Genomic DNA, 17,997 nt, shown 5'->3' on the forward strand with positions numbered 1-17,997 from the left:
CACGACCAGGGTCGGCACGGCGGCAGATACATAGCGGCTCAGGATGTCGCGCAGGGCGCCGAGAAGCGCGGCAGCCACCACTGCCCACATCCAGGCATTGATGTCGCCGGACCTCGGCTGGATCACCATCACCACGCCGACGAAGCCCAGCACGATCGTGCTCCAGCGTCGCCAACCGACCTTCTCCCTGAGCATCAGCACCGCGAGCACAGCGAGAAAGAGCGGAGTCGACAGATTGACCGCCGTCGCAACGGCAAAGGGAATATGCGACAGCGCGATCAGATAGACGATGGCCGCGGCCGCCTCGAGTGCCCCGCGCGCCAGCACCGGCCGATGGGCGATTCCTGCCACATGGCGCCAGCCGCCGCTCGTCCACAGGGCCAATCCGCACCACAGGATTGCAAAGATGCCGCGCAACCCGATCGCCTGGACCGCCGGCATGGTCTCGGTGGCCAGCTTCATCAATGCATCGTTGAAGACGAAGACGACGACCGCACCCGACATCGCGACGATGCCGCGGCTGTTATCGATCACTTCCCGCCGGACATCTTCGAGAGCAGCTTCCAGTGCTCGGCACTTACCGGTACGACGGACAGGCGCGACTGACGCACCAGCTTGAAGTCCTTGAAGCTCGGATCGGCCTTGATGGCAGCAAGCGTGACGGGCTGCTTCACCGCCCCGACCGGCGCCACATCGACCGTCACCGCTTTGCCGGCCTTGTCGGTCGGGTCGGGGTAGGCCGCCTTCACCACCTCGGCGATGCCCACGATCTCCTTGCCCTCGCCGGAATGATAGAAAAAGCAGCGATCGCCCGCCTTCATCGCCTTGAGGTTGATCGTTGCCTGCGGGTTGCGCACCCCGGTCCAGGAGGTGCGTTTCTCCTTCACGAGCTGATCCCACGAATAAGCCGAGGGCTCGGACTTGATGAGCCAGTAGGCCATGTCACTCCCCTTCCCGGCGCAAGGGCCGCGCGAGCAAGCTGCGGATCGCCTGATCGAGATCCGCGCCGCGATGGAGAATAGCATCGACGGCGCTGCAAATCGGCATCTCGATCCCGAGCCGATCTGCCCGCGCGAGCACCGCGGGCGCCGTCGTCTCGCCTTCCACGACCTGGCGTCGCCCCTTCATGTAGTGCGCAAGCGACTGCCCCTTGCCGAGCGCGACGCCAAGCGAGCGGTTGCGCGACAGCGGCCCGTGGCAAGTCAGCACCAGGTCGCCGAGGCCGCTCAGCCCGGTCAGGGTTTCGAGCTCGGCCCCCATCGCCTGGCCGAGACGCGCCATCTCCGCGAAACCGCGCGTGATCAGTGCAGCCGCCGCATTGGCGCCCAGCCCACGGCCCTCGACGATGCCGGCCGCGATCGCCAGCACGTTCTTCACTGCGCCACCCAACGCCACACCCAGCACATCGTGCGTCCAGTAGGGCCGGAAGACGCCGGACGCGAGCGCTGCCGCAAGCGCGCGACCCCGCTCCGGATCGGCCGTGGCGATGCTGATCGCCGTCGGCAGGCCGCGCACGGCCTCTTCGGCGAAGCTCGGCCCCGAGAGCAGCGCCACCGGCCGTCCCGGCAGGATCTCGGCCAGAACCTCGGGCATGAGTAGGCCTGTCGTCGCCTCGATGCCCTTGGCGCAAATCACGATCGGCCCACCGCCGGCAAGTCTCGCCGCCAGGTCCCGCACGGCCTGCGCCGGGCAAGCGAGCAGGATGATCTCGCAAGCGGTGAGATCGCCCAGACTCGCGGCGGCTTCGATGCCCTCGTCGAGGACGATATCCCGTAGATAGACGGGATTGACGCGGCGCTCGGTGATCGATCGGGAGATCGAAGGATCGCGTGACCATAATGTCACCCTGCGCCCGGCACGGCGGGCAAGGCAGGCAAGGGCTGTACCCCAGGCACCGCCGCCGACCACGCCGAAGTGCGCGATGGCATTCACGGACGTTCAGAGGCTGAGGTTGAAGGCAATCGAGATGCGCTCGGCGTTTCCCTTGTACGGCCGCACCTGATGCAGCAGCCACGAAGGGAACATGACGAGCCGTCCCGCCCTGGGCCGGACCATTTCATTGGCGCCCACCGACAGTCCGGCCGCGCCAAAGGCAAGCTGTGGAGCATACATGGCAGGCCCTGGCCCGCGTGGATCCATGAACTCCAATTCACCGCCCAGCGACGGATCGTCGGCGATGCCGCCATCATCGACGTAGTAGACGCCGGACCAGAAGCTGCCGGGATGTGAATGGAATTCGTTGGCATGGCCGCTGCGATTGACGTTGGCCCACATGTTGGCGCGCCACACGATCGCCACCGGCTTGCCTTCGCGGTCGGTGGTAACGCGGTTGGCGGTATTGCGCCCGAACGCCAGCAGTTTGATCGCGGGAGCTCCTCCCCAACGCTCCATGTCCCAGCTCGATTGCCAGCCACCGAGATTGGAGTGCTGCGTGCCGGAGTGCGCCTTTTGCCGCTCGACGATCGCGGTGCGCAGCTCCACATTGAGCGCCTGCGCCTCCGGCACGTCGAACAGCACCACCGGCGTGCCGAACAGTGTCGTGACCTTCGGGGCCCCGGTCATGCGGCCGACTGCCCGACGGTATCGAGCGGCCAGCGCGGCCGCGGGCGAAAATCGAGCGTGTCGGTCCGGCCGAGCCGCAGGCGCTCGAGGCCGGCCCACGCAATCATCGCACCGTTGTCGGTACAGAGCTTTACCGGCGGCGCAACCAGCCTCATGCCGTGCGCGACGGCAAGCGCCTCGAGCCGCGTCCGCAGATAGGCGTTCGCCGCCACGCCGCCGGCGACTACGAGGGTCGGCGCAGAGGCAAGCGCGAGTGCATTGGCGCAGCGATCGACAAGCACGTCACCCACCGTGCGCTGGAACGAGGCGCAGAGATCGGCGACAGCCTGCCGGTCGTTCGCCGGCAGCTTCTCGGCAGTCTGCCGGATCGCAGTCTTGAGGCCGGAAAAGGAGAAATCGCAGCCTGGCTTGCGCCACATCGGTCGTGGCAGGGAGAAGCGGTCCGGATCACCGTCGAGTGCCGCACGCTCGACCGCCGGCCCGCCCGGGAAACCCAGACCCAGAAGCTTCGCGGTCTTGTCGAAACATTCTCCGACTGCATCGTCGACCGTCGTGCCGAGGCGCCGGAACCGGCCGGGACCTTGCACGGTCAGGAGCTGGCAATGGCCGCCCGAAACCAGCAGCAGCAAATAGGGGAAGGACACCTCGGCCGTCAGACGCACCGAAAGCGCATGACCCTCGAGGTGATTGACGGCGAGGAATGGCCTTTCGTGCGCGAAGGCGATCGCCTTGGCCATCATCACGCCCACCATGACGCCGCCGATCAGGCCTGGCCCGCCGGTAGCGGCGATGCCATCGAGATCGGCAAAGTCGAGCCTCGCCTCCGACAGTGCATCGGCGATCAGTCCATCGAGGCGCTCGAGATGGGCGCGCGCGGCTACCTCGGGCACCACACCGCCGAAGCGCCGGTGCTCGGTCAACTGACTGTAAACGACATCGGCCAGGATCCGGCCGACGGGCTTCGCGCCCGGCGGCGCCTCGACGATGGCGACCGCCGTCTCGTCGCAACTCGTCTCGATGCCCATCACGCGCATGCGGGCCCTTCTAGCCTCGGAAGCGGCGCTGCGCTAGAGCAGCGCCATGAGTTCCCTCCTCCTGCGGCTCGGCACGCGCGGCAGCAAGCTCGCCCTCGCCCAGGCGCGGCTGGTGCGCGATGCCCTCGCGGGGGCGGTGCCCGCGCTCGCCGCGCCCGACGCCATCGAGATCATCGCCATCAGAACGACCGGCGACGTGATCCAGGATCGGCCACTGGCGGAAGCGGGTGGCAAGGGCCTCTTCGTGAAGGAGATCGAGGAAGCGCTGCTCGCCCGTCGCATCGATGGCGCCGTGCACAGCATGAAGGACATGCCGACCGCGCAGCCACCGGGACTCGTGATCGCCGCCTTCCTCCCCCGTGAGGATGCGCGTGACGTGCTGATCGCGGGCGTCGACCGCATCGACGATCTCAAGCAAGGCGCGGTCGTCGGCACGTCCGCGCTTCGGCGCAAGGCGCAGCTCCTGCATCGCCGTCCCGATCTGCAGATCGTAAACTTTCGCGGCAATGTCGACACGCGCCTTGTCAAGCTCGCAGCCGGGACGGTCGACGCAACCCTGCTTGCCCTCGCTGGCCTCAAGCGGCTCGGCCTCGCCGTCGGCACGCCGGTGCCGGAGGACGAGATTCTGCCCGCTGTCGGCCAGGGTGCGGTGTGTGTCGAATGCCGCGCCGACGACGAGCGAATGCGCGGCTGGCTCGCTGCGATCGATCATGCTCCGACCGCCAACCGCGTCGCCGCCGAACATGCAATGCTCGCGGTGCTCGACGGTTCGTGCCGGACACCGATCGCCGGCCATGCCGTGCTGGAGGAAGCCGGCATGCTTCATCTTCGTGGTTTGATCGCCAAGCCCGACGGCTCCGATCTCATCGCTACCGAGAGGCGCGGCCCGTCCTCCGACGCCGGACGGCTGGGGCATGACGCGGGCGAGGAGCTCAGGCGCCGGGGCGGACCGGGTTTCTTCTCATTCTGATCGTTCTGGCCTTGCGGCAAACAAGAAGGAACTGACATTCGGTCGCGCTCGACCGAGTCAAGCGTGACGACTAGACTCGCGCCATGCACAAGCTTCTGCGAGTTCTGATCGCCCTCGGCGGCGTGTCAATCGTGCTGTCGGCGTGTGAATCGGCACCGGTCACCGGCCGGTCCCAGCTCATGCTCGTAAGCGAGAGCCAGGAGCGCGAGATGGGACTGCAGGCCTATCGCCAGGTGCTGGCCCAGGAGCCGGCGTCACACGACGCGGAGTTCAATGCCCTGGTCGACAAGGTGGGCCGGCGCATTGCCGCCGCGGCCGAATCGCCGCCGGCTGAAATGTGGCGTGCCCCGCACTATCACTGGGAATTCCGCGCCATCAAAAAGAATGTCCCCAACGCCTTCTGCCTGCCCGGCGGCAAGATCGCCGTCTATTCGGGACTGCTGCCGATTACCCGCAACGAGGCCGGTCTGGCGACCGTGATCGGCCACGAGGTCGCCCATGCGCTCGCTCGCCACAGTGCCGAACGGCTGAGCGATCAGACGCTTGTCACAGCGGGCGTCGCCGCAGCAGCGCTCGCTCTCAGTGCGAGCAGCGATCAGCGCACCGCGTCCTATTCCCCGTTGGTGATCGCAGCGCTGGGGGCCGGGGCCAGCGTCGGCATTCTCCTGCCGATGTCGCGTGAACAGGAAGCGGAGGCCGACCATATCGGGCTCGTTCTCATGGCACGCGCCGGCTACGATCCACACGAGGCGATCGGCCTGTGGGAGCGGATGCGCGCCGCCAACAAGGGCGGCAGGCAGGCCGAATGGCTGAGCACCCATCCGGCAGACGAGACCCGCATCGAGAACATTCGACGCTGGGTCCCGGAAGCGATGCGGTACTATCACCATCCATGATCCCGACGCTGGAATACGACGCCACCGGATTGCTCTGTCCGCTGCCCGTGCTGCGGGCCAACCGGAAGCTGCGCGAATTGCCGGTGGGCGGTGTCCTCACGGTACGCGCGACCGATCCCGCCGCGGAGCAGGATTTTCCGGCCTACTGCAGACAAACCGGCCACGAACTGGTTTCGGCCGGCCGCGAGGGCGAGGTGCTGGTGTTCGTCATCAGGAAGCGCTAGGCAGCGCTGATGAAGGCCTCAAGGCGTTCCAGAGAGTGAAATCATGAGCGACTTCAGGACGATCGATGCCGAGAAGGTCAAGGACAAGCGCGTGCTGGTGCGCGTCGACCTCAACGTTCCGATGAAGAACGGCAAGGTGACCGACGCCACGCGGATCGAACGCGCAGCGCCCACCTTGTCCGAACTCTCGTCCAAGGGCGCCAGGGTGATCGTGCTCAGCCATTTCGGCCGGCCTGACGGCAAGCGTGTGCCGGAGATGTCGCTCAAGCCGTTGGTCGAGCCCTTGAGCAAGGCGTTGGGCAAGCCGGTGGCTTTCGCCGACGACTGCGTCGGCCCCGCCGCGGAAGCGGCTGTGAGCGCGCTGAAGCCGGGCGAGGTGCTGCTGCTGGAAAATCTGCGTTTCCACAAGGAAGAGGAGAAGAACGATCCAGGCTTCGTCGGCAAGCTCGCGGCGCTGGGAGATCTCTATGTCGACGACGCCTTCTCGGCGGCCCATCGCGCGCATGCCTCGACCGAGGGCATCGCCCATCAGCTGCCGGCAATGGCGGGGCGACTGATGCAGGCCGAGCTCGAGGCGCTGCACAGGGCGCTGGGCAATCCCAGGCGGCCGGTCTGCGCGGTCGTCGGCGGCGCCAAGGTCTCGACCAAGCTCGAGCTGCTCGGCAACCTGGTGGGCAAGGTCGACAAGCTGATCATCGGCGGCGGCATGGCCAACACCTTCCTGCAGGCGCAGGGCATCCCGGTCGGCAAGTCGCTGTCGGAGAAAAATCTCGGCGGGACCGCCCTCGACATCCTCGACAAGGCCAAGACGGCGAAGTGCGCCGTCCTGTTGCCGGTCGACGTCGTCGTCGCCGGCGAGTTCAAAGCCGGCGCGCCCAACAGAGTGGTCGATGCCAAGGCCTGTCCGGACGACCAGATGATCCTCGATGTCGGGCCGAAGTCGATCGCGCTCTACCAGAAGGAAGTGAGCGAGTGCGCGACCCTGGTCTGGAACGGCCCGCTCGGGGCCTTCGAGATAAAGCCGTTCGATCGCGGCACGGTGGCTTTGGCCCGGACGGTCGCCGACCGCACCGCGGAGAAGAAGCTGCTTTCCGTCGCCGGTGGCGGCGACACAGTGGCGGCGCTGGCCGCCGCGGGCGTGGAGGACAAGTTCTCGTACGTCTCGTCGGCCGGCGGCGCCTTCCTCGAATGGATGGAAGGCAAGACCCTGCCCGGCGTTGCGGCGCTGATCCGGGCAGCGTAGGACGGCAGGCGATGAGCACGCCTCCCGTCCTTCCCGACCGGCCGCGGCTTCCCTGGGACCCGCCGGAGCATTTCGAGAAGCGCATTCCCGACGGCGACAATCGCGAACGCCTGGTCTGCGCGCGGTGCGAGTTCATCCACTACCAGAACCCCAAGATCGTCGCCGGCGCCATCTGCAGCTGGGGCGACAAGATCCTGCTCGCCAAGCGCGCCATCGAGCCGCGCAAAGGCTTCTGGACGGTTCCCGCCGGCTATATGGAACTGGGCGAAACCACCGAGCAGGCGGCGCAACGCGAGGCGCGGGAGGAGGCCTGCGCCACGATCGAGATCGACCGTCTGCTCGCGATGTACAGCGTGGCGCGGATCGGGCAGGTGCAGATCATGTATCGCGCGCGCCTCGTGAGCGCCGACGTGGCGCCGGGCGTGGAAAGTGAGGCCGTGGCCTTGCTCGACTGGAGCGACATCCCCTGGGAGCAGCTCGCCTTTCCGACAGTGGTCTGGGCGCTGGCGCATTTCCACGACGCGCGCGGCAAGGCCGACTTTGCGACCTATTCCAATCCAACGGGCGAGCTCGCCCGGATGTGGCCGCCGCGCAAGCCGCCAACGGTGTGACTTCGCAAGGCCCGCCGGCGCGGCGTCCGTCTTGCAGATCCCGCCTGCCGAGGGCCATCATGGACGGGCAGCGGGGAGAAGGGCATGCCAAGCAGTGCGTGGAATATCGATGCCGTGCGCTCTCGTGAGGCAATGACCCGTGTCTCGGCGGAACTCGGGCCGACCAACGACTGGCGGGGCGTCGTCGTCGCCCATCTCGATACCGGATTCACCAACCACGTGGTCTTCAATCTGGCGACCGCCACTCCGGCACTTCGGGTCGCCGATGGCATCAACTACATGGACCCGGGAGTCGTGGAGCCGCGCGATCCTCTCAACTATTCCGGCGGCCTGGGGATCAATCCCGGTCATGGCACCCGCACGCTCGGCACATTGTGTGGCGACCTTGCCGGTACCTATACCGGCGTCTGTCCGACCGTGCCCGTGGTGCCTTATCGGGTGACCAACGGTGTCGTGCTGACAGGCAGGACCATCGTGAATGTCGCGCTCGCGGTCATGGATGCCGTCGATCGCAACCTCGCCGACGTGATTTCGATCAGCCTCGGCGTGCAGTCGGTCTTCGGCAACATCAAGCAGATGCACGCCCTCGGCCGGGCCGTCGACCATGCATATGAACGGGGCGTCATCGTGGTTGGCGCTGCCGGCCAGACCGAGGATGCGCCGGAGCTGGTCGGCTTCACCGTCTATCCGGGCCGGTATTCACGCAGCATCCTCGTCGGCGGCATCAATTCCCGCCGCCGGGTGTGCTTCGACTACGATGATGGGCGAAAATACATCGATGTCTGGGCGCCGGCCGATGACGTGCCGCGGCCCAATTCGGTTTTCGGCCTGCCGGAGCCCTTCACCGACGTTTCCGGGGTCGGAGACGGCACCTCCTATGCTACCGTCCACGTTGTCGGCGCCGCTGCAATGTGGCTCAGGATGCGCGGTGACGAACTGGAGGCTTCCGGCTATGCGGGATGGCAGCGCGTCGAGGCTTTTCGGGCAATGCTGCGCGCCAACAAGCAGGCGCTCGCGGGCAACGACGTTCCGACGAAACCGACGCCGAGGGATACCGGCATCCTGGATTGCGTCGCCCTGCTGGATGCCAAGTTGCCGAGGCTCGACACTCTCAAGAAGGCGCCATTGGCCGAGCCGCAAGTCGACTGAGGCCAACGTATCGCTTCCTGCCTCTGATTGAAAACGGATCAAACTGTGTCTGAGGTGCCATACGAACGGTAGATCGGCGAGAACGGAGGAAACCGATGTTGACTGCCGCCAACAACGAGATGCTGTGCCGCGTTGGGCCAGGTACGCCCATGGGCAATCTCATGCGCGAATACTGGATTCCGGCGTGCCTTTCGTCCGAGCTCAAGGCGGACGGAGAGCCGATGCGGCTCCTGCTGCTTGGCGAGCAGCTCGTCGCCTTCCGCGACACGAATGGTCGCGTGGGCATCATGGAGCACCGCTGTCCCCATCGCTGCGCATCGCTGTTCTTCGGCCGCAACGAAGCAGGCGGCCTGCGCTGCATCTATCACGGCTGGAAGTTCGACGTGGAAGGCAATTGTCTCGACATGCCGAACGTGCCGCCCGCGCAGGACTTCAAGCATCGCGTCAAGGCGAAGGCCTACAGGGTCGTGGAACGCGCGGGCTTCGTCTGGACCTACATGGGCTCGCGCGCCGAGGCGCCGCCGCTACCCAACCTCGAGATCCTGATGCTGCCGGAGGAAGACCGCTTCACGCGCGTGCACCAGCGCGAATGCAACTGGTTCCAGTCGCTGGAAGGCGATATCGACACCTCGCACTTTGGTTTCCTGCACATCGGCGGGTTGAAGATGGAGGATGTCGATCCCGACACCATTCACAAATGGGGCGTCGGCGATCGCGCGCCCGAATACAAGGCGACCGAGACCGAATGGGGCACGATGTACGCGGCCTACCGGCCCGCCGAGCCGGGCCACTACTACTATCGCTTCGCCCACTTCATGTTCCCGTTCATTACGCTGACGCCGAACGGCTCGTTCGAGGACCAGGTTGCCTGCACCATGAACGTGCCGATGGATGACACGCATACCATGACCTACAACCTCGGCTGGAAGCAAAAGACGCGACCGCTCGAGACGCTCAGGAACGGCGACTGGATCCCGGGTCTCGCGCCCGACATGCAATTCTTGCCGAACACCAACGACTGGTACGGCCGGCACCGCCTCGTGGCGCGGCGCGAGAACGACTACTTCGTCGACCGCGAGATGCAGAAGCATGTCAACTACACCGGCATTCAGGGCATCGGCCGGCAGGACCAGGCGGCGGTCGAATGCATGGGAGAGATTGTCGACCGCACTCTCGAGCATCTGGCGCCGTCGGACCGGATGATCGCCCTCACCCGCAAGCGCGTCCTGGAAGCCGCGCAAACGCTCCTGAGAGAAGGCAAGGTGCCGGCGACAGTCGACACTCCCGATATCTGCCGTGGCGCGCGGGGCGGCGCGTTCGTGGCGCCCGCGACCGTCGACTGGCTCGACGCCTATTTCGAGAAACTCAAGACCGCGAGAAGTCCGCTGGGCCTCCTGACGCGCGACATGCCGCTGGCCGCAGAATAGCAGCGGTGACCAGGATCCTGCTGAACTCCTTCAGCCGAACGGACTCTCCTCGCCGTCCCAGTGCCGCTTCAGCAGCGGCACCTGCAGGAAGGCGAAGACCAGCGTCAGCGGAAAGCTCAGGAACATCTTGCTGGCGATCCAGGTCTCGGTCGAAAAGCTGCGCCACATCACTTCGTTGACGGCCGCCAGCACGAAGAAGAACAGCGACCAGCGAAGGGTGAGCTTGCGCCAGCCGTCGTCGGTGAGGCGGAAGGCAACGCCGAAAATGGGCTTCAGGAGTGGCCGGCGCAGTATCAGGAGCCCGCCACCCAGGATGATGCCGAACAGGCTGTTCACGATCGTGGGTTTGAGCTTGATGAAGGTCTCGTCGCGCAGCCAGATCGTGAGTCCGCCGAACACCAGCACGAAAAAGGCGCCGACCAGCGGCATGACGGGCCAGCGGCCCTCCAGCCAGCGGTAGCAGGGCAAGGAAAAGGCCGACGCCGCGATGAACACACCAGTTCCGACGTAGATGCCCCACCTCGAGTTCGCGATGAAGAAGAGCAGCAATGGCCCCAGCTCGAGTGCCGTCGCGTAAAGCCGGCGGATGCCGTGGTTCTGGCTTTCGCGCGTGCTCATGCCGGCAACCCCATCAATCCCCGCGCGAACGCCCGCGCCTCGAACGGCCGCAGGTCGTCCAGACCCTCGCCCACGCCGACCGCCACCACTGGCAGCTTGAACTTCTCGGCAAGCGCCACCAGTACGCCGCCCTTGGCGCTGCCGTCGAGCTTGGTCAGGACCAGCGCATCGACCGGCGACATGGTCTTGAAGGTCTCGACCTGGGCATGTGCATTCTGGCCCGTGGTCGCGTCCAGCACCAACAGGCAGGAATGCGGCGCCGAGGGATCGAGCTTCCTGATGACGCGCACGATCTTGGCCAGTTCCTCCATGAGATTGGTCTTGTTGTGCAGTCGCCCGGCAGTATCCACGAGAAGCACGTCGCACCTCTCGGCCCGCGCCTTTTCGAGCGCCTCGAAGGCGAGGCCGGCGGCATCGGCGCCGGTCGGCTTGGCGATGACCGGCACGCCGGCGCGATCGCCCCAAACCTTGAGCTGCTCCACGGCGGCGGCACGGAACGTGTCACCGGCGGCCAGCATGACCTTGCGCCCCTCGCCCTTGAAGAGGTGTGCGAGCTTGGCGATGGTCGTGGTCTTGCCGGATCCGTTGACTCCCACGACCAGCACGACGTGCGGCTTGTGCGCGGTGTCGATCGCGAGCGGCGTTGCCACCGGGTGCAGGATCTCGGCGATATCGTCGGCGAAGGCGGCGCGTACCTCCTCGTCCGTCACTTCCCGGCCGAACCGTTCCTTGCCGAGCTTCTCGACCAGCCGCGCGGCCACATTGACGCCGAGGTCGGCCTGGATGAGTGCGTCCTCGAGCTCGTTCAGGGTCTCCTGATCGAGCTTCTTCCTGGTGAAGAGGCCGGTGATGCTCTCGGTGACGCGTTTGGTCGACTTCGACAGTCCTGCGCGCAGACGCGACAGCCAGCCGCCTTTCCTCTCGGTCTCGACCACGTCGCTCACATCACACCTTCACGCCAGCAGCGAGACATCGAGCTCGCCCTTGAAGGCGATCGCAATGCCGCCGGTCATCAGCACGTGGTCGTCGCGCAGCCACTCGATCGCGAGCGAACCCCGCTCCAGGATCACCTCGGCCTTGCGGTCGATCAGCCCGCGCCGGCTCGCGGCCACCACCGCAGCGCACGCGCCCGAACCACACGCCAGCGTAATCCCCGCACCGCGCTCCCAGACCCGCAGCCGGAGCCGCCCTTCGCTCACGCGCTGGACGACACCGATGTTGGCACGCTCGGGAAAGAACGGATCGTGCTCGAGCTTCGGTCCCAGCTCCGCCAATGGAATGGCGCCAAGATTGTCGACGAAGAAGGTGGCATGCGGATTGCCCATGTTGGTGCCGACCGGATCGTGCAGCGGGCCAACGCCCACGGGCATGTGATTGGTGTCGCAGGCGTCGCGCACCGGGATGTCACGCCAATCGAGCCGGGCCAGCCCCATATCGACGGAGATCACCGGCAGGCCGTTGGCAGCGCGGCCTGTCCGCTGCGACTCGAGCAGGCCCGAAATTGTTTGCACCGTCACCAGATCGGTCTTGCGCTCATCCATCAGCACCGACGCAACGCAGCGTGTGGCGTTGCCGCAAGCGCCGGCCTCGCCGCCGTCGGGATTGTAGATTCGCATGAAGACGTCGGCGCCGCGCTCGGTCGGCGGTTCCAGCACGATCAACTGATCACAGCCTACTCCGAGACGGCGATCAGCGATGGCACGGCGACGCTCGGGCGTCAGGGCAAGCGCTGCCCTGCGGCCATCGAGCACGACGAAGTCATTGCCCAACCCGTGCATCTTCAGGAACGGCGCTCCGGTCATGGCGCGCTATATGGCCGTTCGGCCGGGCCAGCGCAACGAGCGGGCACGAACCTCGCCGGCATGATTACCGCCCACCTCGCGCACATCCAAGGCAGCAAGCTTCTTGGTATAGATCGTGAGATGCAGGATGCCGAGCGGCTCGTAGGGCATGGCCGGCTCGACAAACAGCCCATGCTCGGCGTCCCAGGCTGGCGTGGCATGATGCACCGGCCAGTTGCAGCGGCTGGGCAACGGCTCATGGGAAAAACCCTTGTCGTAGACCAGTACGTTGAGCGCAATCTGATCGGCCATGTCGGTCGAGCGCTGCAGCGCTTCATCCAGCAGCTCGGCCCAGCCCTGCCAGTGGCACGCATCGCGGGCAAGCGCAAAGACCCCGGCATTGATCAAAGGATAGCGGATCAGCCGCTCGGCGGTTTCCCTGCCGAAACAGGCCTCGTAGGCGGCGCCGTTCACCGTCGAGAATTCCTTCCAGGCATGGTGATAGTGCCGCATCGACCGGTGGATCTCCGGCGCCACTGCGAGCTTGCCGGTGCGCGCCGCGCCCAGGAACAGCTCCACCGCATTGCCCTGCTGCACCCAGCAGTCGCCGTCGACCCAAAGATAGAGATCGAAGCCCGGGAAGTAGCGCGGCAGGAAGGGCCGCGCGGTCAGCGCCTTGTAGCCGTCCCTGAGGCTGTCGCGTGCGGGAAAGTTGAAGTCCCATTCGGGCGCGACAAGAGCAGCGCCGCGCGCGCGACACCAGGCGCGCTGCTCCTCCGTCAGCCCGCAGTCGAGAATGCCGAGCGCGAGGGCACGACCCTCCGGAATGGATTGGAGGGAGCCGACGCAGTCGCGCATCAGCTCGAAATAGCCGGCATCGCCGCCGGTGATGGCGATCGCCCGTTCCGTCACGGGGTCAGGATGGCGTATCGCCCCTTTGCTGTCGCCTGCCTTTCGGCCACAGTCCGGGGGAAAGGGAGGGCCGCATCGCATGGCCAAGCACGTGGACTACTACGTTTCGCTGAATTCGCCCTGGACCTATCTCGGCTCCAGGCGCTTCGAGGCGATCGCCAAGAAGAACAACGCACATGTCACGATCTGGCCGGTCGATTTCGGCTCGGTCTTTGCCGTCTCGGGCGGCCTGCCCCTGCCCAAGCGCGCGCCGCAGCGCCAGGCCTACCGCATGATGGAGCTGAAGCGCTGGCGCGACGCCCTCGGCGTGAAGCTGAACGTCGAACCCAAGTTCTTCCCGGCCAACGAGCTGCCAGCGGCCAAATGCGTGATCGCCTTGCGCGAGTTGGGGCGAATGGCCGATGCGATCAAGCTCGCCCATGCGGTGCTGAACGCGCTCTGGGCCGAGGACAAGAATACCGGCGACCCTGCGACCCTGCGCGAGATCATTGCCGGCTGCGGTCTCGATGCCGATTCGGTGCTCAAGGCGAGCGAGACGCCGGGCATCGCCGAGAAGCGTGACTCCTATACGAAGTACGCCATCGATCAGGGCGTGTTCGGCGCGCCCTCATTCGTCATCGACCGCGAGATCTTCTGGGGGCAGGATCGCCTCGACTTCGTCGACCGCAAGCTCGCGGCCTGAATCAGTTTCCGAGATAGGCCGCCGCGAGCACGGCAAAGCCGTTGTTGACGATATGGGCCGAAAGGGACGGCAAGAGCGAGTCGGTGCGACGTCGCAAATAGCCGAACAGCACGCCAAGCGGCAGCACCAGAAGGATGTGCGCGGGCTCGTAGTGGGCGAGCGCGAAGGCGACCGAACTCACGAGCCACGCCGGGATCGTGCCCCAGCGACCGGCCACCCAGCCATAGAGCAGGCCGCGAAACACCAGCTCCTCCACGACGGGCGCCAGCAGCGCCAGGATGACGAAGGTCGTGGCCAGTGACCCCGGCTGGCGCGCGATCTCGACGGCCTCCTTCATGGCCTTGGGTTCGAGGCCAAGCTGACTGACCCCTACCGAGAGGGCGAGGGTGCCGATCACCCCGAATACCACCGGTCGCCAGTGCGCGGGCCGAATTCCCAGCCCCGGCAGCGCCGCCCGCCCAAGCGGAGCGACGGCCACCAGCACCGCACAAAGTCCTATGCCGTAGAACACCGCGAGGATGGTCAGGACCGCGCCGCTCGCCAGGAAATGCACGCCGACGAAGCACAGGACGGCCAGAGCAAACAGAAAGAGCAGGAGCGCCCAGCCCGGGATGGGGCGATAGTCCTTTTCCATCAACGGCTTGTACTCCGACGCCAAGTCTTTGACTCCATGCCCGTCTGGCCTTATACCCCGGCCGCTCAATCGGTCGTGCCGATTTCTATGGCTCCCCCTTTCGGGGAGCTCCGTCGATCCGCGAGGGTTCGCGCATCGGCGCGATACCCTTTTGGGCTGGCGGGAGTGCGATGTTCGAGGGTCTCAGCAAGCGTCTGGGCGACGTTTTCGACAAGCTGAAGGGGCGCGGGGCGCTTTCCGAGGCCGATGTCGATGCCGCGTTGCGCGAAGTGCGCACGGCCCTGTTGGAGGCCGACGTGGCGCTGCCCGTCGTCCGCCAGCTCATCGACGAAGTCCGGCCCAAGGCGATCGGCGCGGACGTCATCCGCTCGGTGACGCCGGGTCAGATGGTGATCAAGATCGTGAGCGATCACCTCGTCGAGATGCTGGGCGGCACGGTGGCCGACCTCGATCTCAATGCCATCCCGCCGGCCGTGATCCTGATGGTGGGCCTGCAGGGCTCGGGCAAGACGACGAGCTCGGCCAAGATCGGCTATCGGTTGGCGCAGGGCCCGCAGGGCATGGCCGCCGAAATGTTCGGCGGCACCTTCTCGACCCGGCGCCGCGTCATGATGGCATCGCTCGACACGCGCCGCCCCGCCGCGCAGCAGCAGCTCAAGGTGCTGGGCGAGCAGACCGGTGTCCCGACGCTGCCGATCGTACCGCTCGAGATGCCGCTCGCCATCACCCGGCGCGCGCTCGAGACAGCGCGGCGCGAGGGCTTCGATGTCCTGATCCTCGATACCGCCGGCCGGCTCTCGATCGACGAGGAGCTGATGGCGGAGGTCAAGGAGATCTCCGATCTCGCCAGGCCCAAGGAGACGCTGCTCGTCGCCGACGCCATGACCGGTCAGGATGCGGTCAATGTCGCCAAGGCGTTCAACGAGCGGCTGGCCGTCACCGGCATCGTGCTGACGCGCGTCGACGGGGACAGCCGCGGCGGCGCCGCGCTTTCGATGCGCGCCGTCACCGGCCGGCCGGTCAAGCTGATCGGCGTCGGCGAGAAGTTCGATGCGCTGGAGCCGTTCCATCCCGACCGCATCGCGTCCCGTATCCTCGGCATGGGCGACATCGTCTCGCTGGTGGAGCGGGCGGCCGAGACGATCGACAAGGAAGAGGCCGAGAAGCTCGCCGCCAAGGTGCGCAAGGGCCAGTTCGACATGGACGACCTGCTGGCCCAGCTCCGGCAACTGCGCAAGATGGGCGGCTTGCAGGGCCTGATGGGCATGCTGCCGGGCGCCATGCAGGCCAAGGCCGCGATGGCCAAGGCCAAGATCGACGAGAAGCAGCTCAAGCGCCAGGAGGCAGTCATCCTGGCGATGACGCCGAGAGAACGGCGCAACCCGGACCTGATCCATGCCTCCCGCAAGAAGCGCATCGCCAGGGGTTCGGGTGTGCAGGTCCAGGACGTCAACAAGCTCCTGAAGCAGCACGCCGACATGGTGAAGATGATGAAGCGCGTCAACAAGCTCGGGGAGAAGGGATTCATGCGCAGCCTCGGCGGCATGACGCCGCCGCCCGGCTTCCCGCGCTGAACTTTGGTGAACGTGAACCGTATCTGACGAATCAAAGGAGAGAGAATGCTAGCCATCCGCATGACCCGCCACGGCGCCAAGAAGAGGCCGTTCTTCCACATCGTGGTGGCCGATTCGCGCAGCCCGCGCGATGGCCGCTTCATCGAGAAGCTCGGGACCTACAATCCGCTCCTGCCGCGCGAGCACGCCCAGCGCGTGACCATGGACAAGGAGCGCATGGCGCATTGGCTCAAGGTCGGCGCCCGGCCATCGGACCGGGTCGCGAAGTTCCTGGCCGAAGCCGAGCTGATGAAGCCGCGCGAGCGCCGCGAACAGACCAGGAAGAACCAGCCGCGTGCCAAGGCGCAGGAGCGGCTGAAGGCGGCCGCCAGCGCGGGGGCCGCGCCGGCGGAAGGTGAGAAGACGGAGGCTGCTGCCTCCTGATGAGCAAGGGCCGCGTTCTGTTGGGCGTCGTCGCGGCGCCGCACGGAGTGCGCGGCCTGGTGCGCATCAAGAGCTTCACCGAGGACCCGATGGCGGTCGGCACGTACGGCCCGCTGTCGGACGAGGCAGGGGATAAGGAGTACCGGGTCGAAGCGTTGAGTGCCGCACGTGGCACGGTGTTGGCCCGGATCGAGGGTGTCGCCGATCGCGCGGCGGCGGAAGCGTTGCGCGGCTTGCGGCTCTACGTAGGGCGCAGCGCCTTGCCCGAGGCCGGCGAGCGGGAGTGGTACGAGGCAGACCTGATCGGTCTGCCGGCGGTTGGCCGGGATGGCCGGGACTGGGGGCAGGTGATCGCCTTCCACGATTTCGGCGCCGGGCCGGTCATGGAGGTGTCGGGAGGCGCGATGCTGCCCTTCACCGATGAAGCAGTGCCCGAGATCGACGTCGAGGGCGGCAAGGTCGTGGTGGATCCGCCGGCAGGCTTGCTGGCGAAGGACGAAACGAAGGAGGCGTGAAGCAACGTGTGGCGCACGACGGCGCTGACGCTCTTCCCGGAGATGTTTCCGGGCCCGCTGGGCGAGAGCCTGGCCGGCAAGGCATTGAAGGAAGGCGTGTGGTCGCTGAAGGCGGTCGACATCCGGCAGTTCGCCGCGGATCGGCATGGCACGGTGGACGATGCGCCGTTCGGCGGCGGCGCCGGCATGGTGATGAAGCCCGACGTGCTGTCGGCGGCGATCATCGAGGCGTCCGAACCCGGCATGCCGAAGATCCTGCTCTCGCCGCGCGGTGCGCCCTTCAGCCAGGCGCGCGGTCGGAAGCTGGCTGAGGGACCGGGGGTGCTGCTGGTGTGCGGAAGGTTCGAGGGCATCGACGAGCGTGTGGTCGAGGCCCACGCGTTGGAGGAGGTCTCGGTCGGCGATTTCGTGCTTTCGGGCGGCGAGATCGCGGCCATGGCGGTGATGGATTGCTGCGTGCGGCTGCTGCCCGGGGTGATGGGCGAGCCGGCGTCGGCCAGCGAGGAGAGTTTCGAGGACGGTCTGCTTGAGTACCCGCACTACACCCGCCCGGCAGTCTGGTCGGGTCCCGACGGAACCGAACGGCGCGTGCCGGAGGTCCTGGTCTCGGGTCACCACGGCAAGGTTGCCGAGTGGCGATTGAAGCAGCGGGAAGAGATCACGCGGCGACGGCGGCCCGATCTGTGGGCGCGCCGGCGGATCGCGTCAGGTAACGAAGAGAAGTGACGAAAGGATGGATGCG

General features: G+C 66.5%; 21 protein-coding genes and 1 pseudogene. 12 read left to right on the plus strand and 10 right to left on the minus strand.

Going from position 1 to position 17,997, the window contains the following annotated elements; all coding sequences use genetic code 11:
• From VH499_RS05460 to tsaD, 5 genes are all read right to left on the minus strand, one after another.
• Positions 1–534: DMT family transporter (locus VH499_RS05460; RefSeq protein WP_332051684.1), on the minus strand; the 534-nt coding region annotated here is incomplete at its 3' end.
• The gene (locus tag VH499_RS05465; RefSeq protein WP_332051685.1) at positions 531–941 is read right to left on the minus strand and encodes an EVE domain-containing protein; all 411 of its coding nucleotides are present in this window, start codon (positions 939–941) and stop codon (positions 531–533) included. The genes VH499_RS05460 and VH499_RS05465, both read right to left, overlap by 4 nt.
• Position 942: 1 nt before the next feature.
• The gene (locus VH499_RS05470) at positions 943–1,932 is read right to left on the minus strand and encodes an NAD(P)H-dependent glycerol-3-phosphate dehydrogenase (RefSeq protein ID WP_332051686.1); all 990 of its coding nucleotides are present in this window, start codon (positions 1,930–1,932) and stop codon (positions 943–945) included.
• Between the two features lie 6 nt (positions 1,933–1,938).
• Positions 1,939–2,562, minus strand: a complete 624-nt coding sequence (locus tag VH499_RS05475; protein ID WP_332051687.1) for a 2OG-Fe(II) oxygenase family protein — start codon at positions 2,560–2,562, stop codon at positions 1,939–1,941.
• Positions 2,559–3,596 carry a tRNA (adenosine(37)-N6)-threonylcarbamoyltransferase complex transferase subunit TsaD gene (gene tsaD, locus VH499_RS05480; protein WP_332051688.1) on the minus strand — a complete coding sequence of 346 codons (1,038 nt, stop codon included), beginning with the start codon at positions 3,594–3,596 and terminating at the stop codon, positions 2,559–2,561. Before tsaD ends, VH499_RS05475 begins: the two co-directional genes overlap by 4 nt.
• A gap of 46 nt (positions 3,597–3,642) precedes the next feature.
• On the opposite strand from tsaD, the gene hemC reads away from it, so the two are divergent.
• The 7 genes from hemC (at position 3,643) to VH499_RS05515 (ending at position 10,116) form a co-directional block, all read left to right on the plus strand.
• Positions 3,643–4,566 (plus strand): hydroxymethylbilane synthase, encoded by a 924-nt coding sequence (hemC, locus tag VH499_RS05485; RefSeq protein WP_332051689.1) that lies wholly within the window; start codon positions 3,643–3,645, stop codon positions 4,564–4,566.
• Positions 4,567–4,649: 83 nt separating this feature from the next.
• Positions 4,650–5,462: a M48 family metallopeptidase gene (locus VH499_RS05490; RefSeq protein WP_332051690.1), complete on the plus strand. Its 813-nt coding sequence runs from the start codon at positions 4,650–4,652 to the stop codon at positions 5,460–5,462.
• A complete protein-coding gene (locus tag VH499_RS05495) occupies positions 5,459–5,686 on the plus strand; it encodes a sulfurtransferase TusA family protein (RefSeq protein WP_332051691.1) in 228 nt (75 codons plus the stop codon). The genes VH499_RS05490 and VH499_RS05495 overlap by 4 nt, the downstream gene beginning before the upstream one ends.
• Before the next feature lie 40 nt (positions 5,687–5,726).
• A complete protein-coding gene (locus VH499_RS05500; protein ID WP_332051788.1) occupies positions 5,727–6,929 on the plus strand; it encodes a phosphoglycerate kinase in 1,203 nt (400 codons plus the stop codon).
• 11 nt (positions 6,930–6,940) lie between these two features.
• Positions 6,941–7,540, plus strand: coding sequence for an NUDIX hydrolase (locus VH499_RS05505; RefSeq protein WP_332051692.1), 600 nt, complete (start codon positions 6,941–6,943; stop codon positions 7,538–7,540).
• A gap of 84 nt (positions 7,541–7,624) precedes the next feature.
• A complete protein-coding gene (locus tag VH499_RS05510; protein ID WP_332051693.1) occupies positions 7,625–8,689 on the plus strand; it encodes a S8/S53 family peptidase in 1,065 nt (354 codons plus the stop codon).
• A gap of 95 nt (positions 8,690–8,784) precedes the next feature.
• On the plus strand, positions 8,785–10,116 hold the full coding sequence (locus VH499_RS05515; protein ID WP_332051694.1) for a Rieske 2Fe-2S domain-containing protein: 1,332 nt from the start codon (positions 8,785–8,787) through the stop codon (positions 10,114–10,116).
• A 30-nt stretch (positions 10,117–10,146) separates the two neighbouring features.
• Here VH499_RS05515 and VH499_RS05520 read toward each other — a convergent pair whose 3' ends face one another.
• From VH499_RS05520 to VH499_RS05535, 4 genes and pseudogenes are all read right to left on the minus strand, one after another.
• Positions 10,147–10,734, minus strand: a complete 588-nt coding sequence (locus VH499_RS05520) for a septation protein A (protein ID WP_332051695.1) — start codon at positions 10,732–10,734, stop codon at positions 10,147–10,149.
• A pseudogene (gene ftsY / locus VH499_RS05525) lies at positions 10,731–11,678 on the minus strand (signal recognition particle-docking protein FtsY); the annotation flags it as partial. The pseudogene ftsY and the gene VH499_RS05520, both read right to left, overlap by 4 nt.
• Positions 11,679–11,687: 9 nt before the next feature.
• The gene (gene dapF, locus VH499_RS05530; protein WP_332051696.1) at positions 11,688–12,536 is read right to left on the minus strand and encodes a diaminopimelate epimerase; all 849 of its coding nucleotides are present in this window, start codon (positions 12,534–12,536) and stop codon (positions 11,688–11,690) included.
• Positions 12,537–12,542: 6 nt separating this feature from the next.
• Positions 12,543–13,427, minus strand: coding sequence for a hypothetical protein (locus VH499_RS05535; RefSeq protein ID WP_332051697.1), 885 nt, complete (start codon positions 13,425–13,427; stop codon positions 12,543–12,545).
• Between the two features lie 79 nt (positions 13,428–13,506).
• Here VH499_RS05535 and VH499_RS05540 point away from each other — a divergent pair, with 79 nt between their 5' ends.
• Positions 13,507–14,109, plus strand: a complete 603-nt coding sequence (locus tag VH499_RS05540; RefSeq protein WP_332051698.1) for a 2-hydroxychromene-2-carboxylate isomerase — start codon at positions 13,507–13,509, stop codon at positions 14,107–14,109.
• Between the two features lies 1 nt (position 14,110).
• On the opposite strand, the gene VH499_RS05545 is transcribed toward VH499_RS05540, so the two are convergent.
• Complete coding sequence (locus VH499_RS05545) at positions 14,111–14,767, minus strand: type II CAAX endopeptidase family protein (RefSeq protein WP_332051699.1); 657 nt, start codon at positions 14,765–14,767, stop codon at positions 14,111–14,113.
• Positions 14,768–14,913: 146 nt separating this feature from the next.
• Between VH499_RS05545 and ffh the strand changes: the two genes are divergently transcribed.
• The 4 genes from ffh to trmD are packed head-to-tail and all read left to right on the plus strand — an operon-like array spanning position 14,914 to position 17,981.
• A complete protein-coding gene (gene ffh / locus VH499_RS05550) occupies positions 14,914–16,317 on the plus strand; it encodes a signal recognition particle protein (RefSeq protein WP_332051700.1) in 1,404 nt (467 codons plus the stop codon).
• 45 nt (positions 16,318–16,362) lie between these two features.
• Entirely contained in the window at positions 16,363–16,740 is a 378-nt protein-coding gene (gene rpsP, locus VH499_RS05555) for a 30S ribosomal protein S16 (RefSeq protein WP_332051701.1), read from the plus strand.
• Complete coding sequence (rimM, locus tag VH499_RS05560; protein WP_332051702.1) at positions 16,740–17,255, plus strand: ribosome maturation factor RimM; 516 nt, start codon at positions 16,740–16,742, stop codon at positions 17,253–17,255. Before rpsP ends, rimM begins: the two co-directional genes overlap by 1 nt.
• A 6-nt stretch (positions 17,256–17,261) precedes the next feature.
• The gene (gene trmD / locus VH499_RS05565; protein ID WP_332051703.1) at positions 17,262–17,981 is read left to right on the plus strand and encodes a tRNA (guanosine(37)-N1)-methyltransferase TrmD; all 720 of its coding nucleotides are present in this window, start codon (positions 17,262–17,264) and stop codon (positions 17,979–17,981) included.
• The last annotated feature ends 16 nt before the right edge of the window (positions 17,982–17,997 follow it).

This window comes from Reyranella sp. (assembly GCF_036558665.1).
In the GTDB taxonomy this organism is placed as follows: Bacteria; Pseudomonadota; Alphaproteobacteria; order Reyranellales; family Reyranellaceae; genus Reyranella.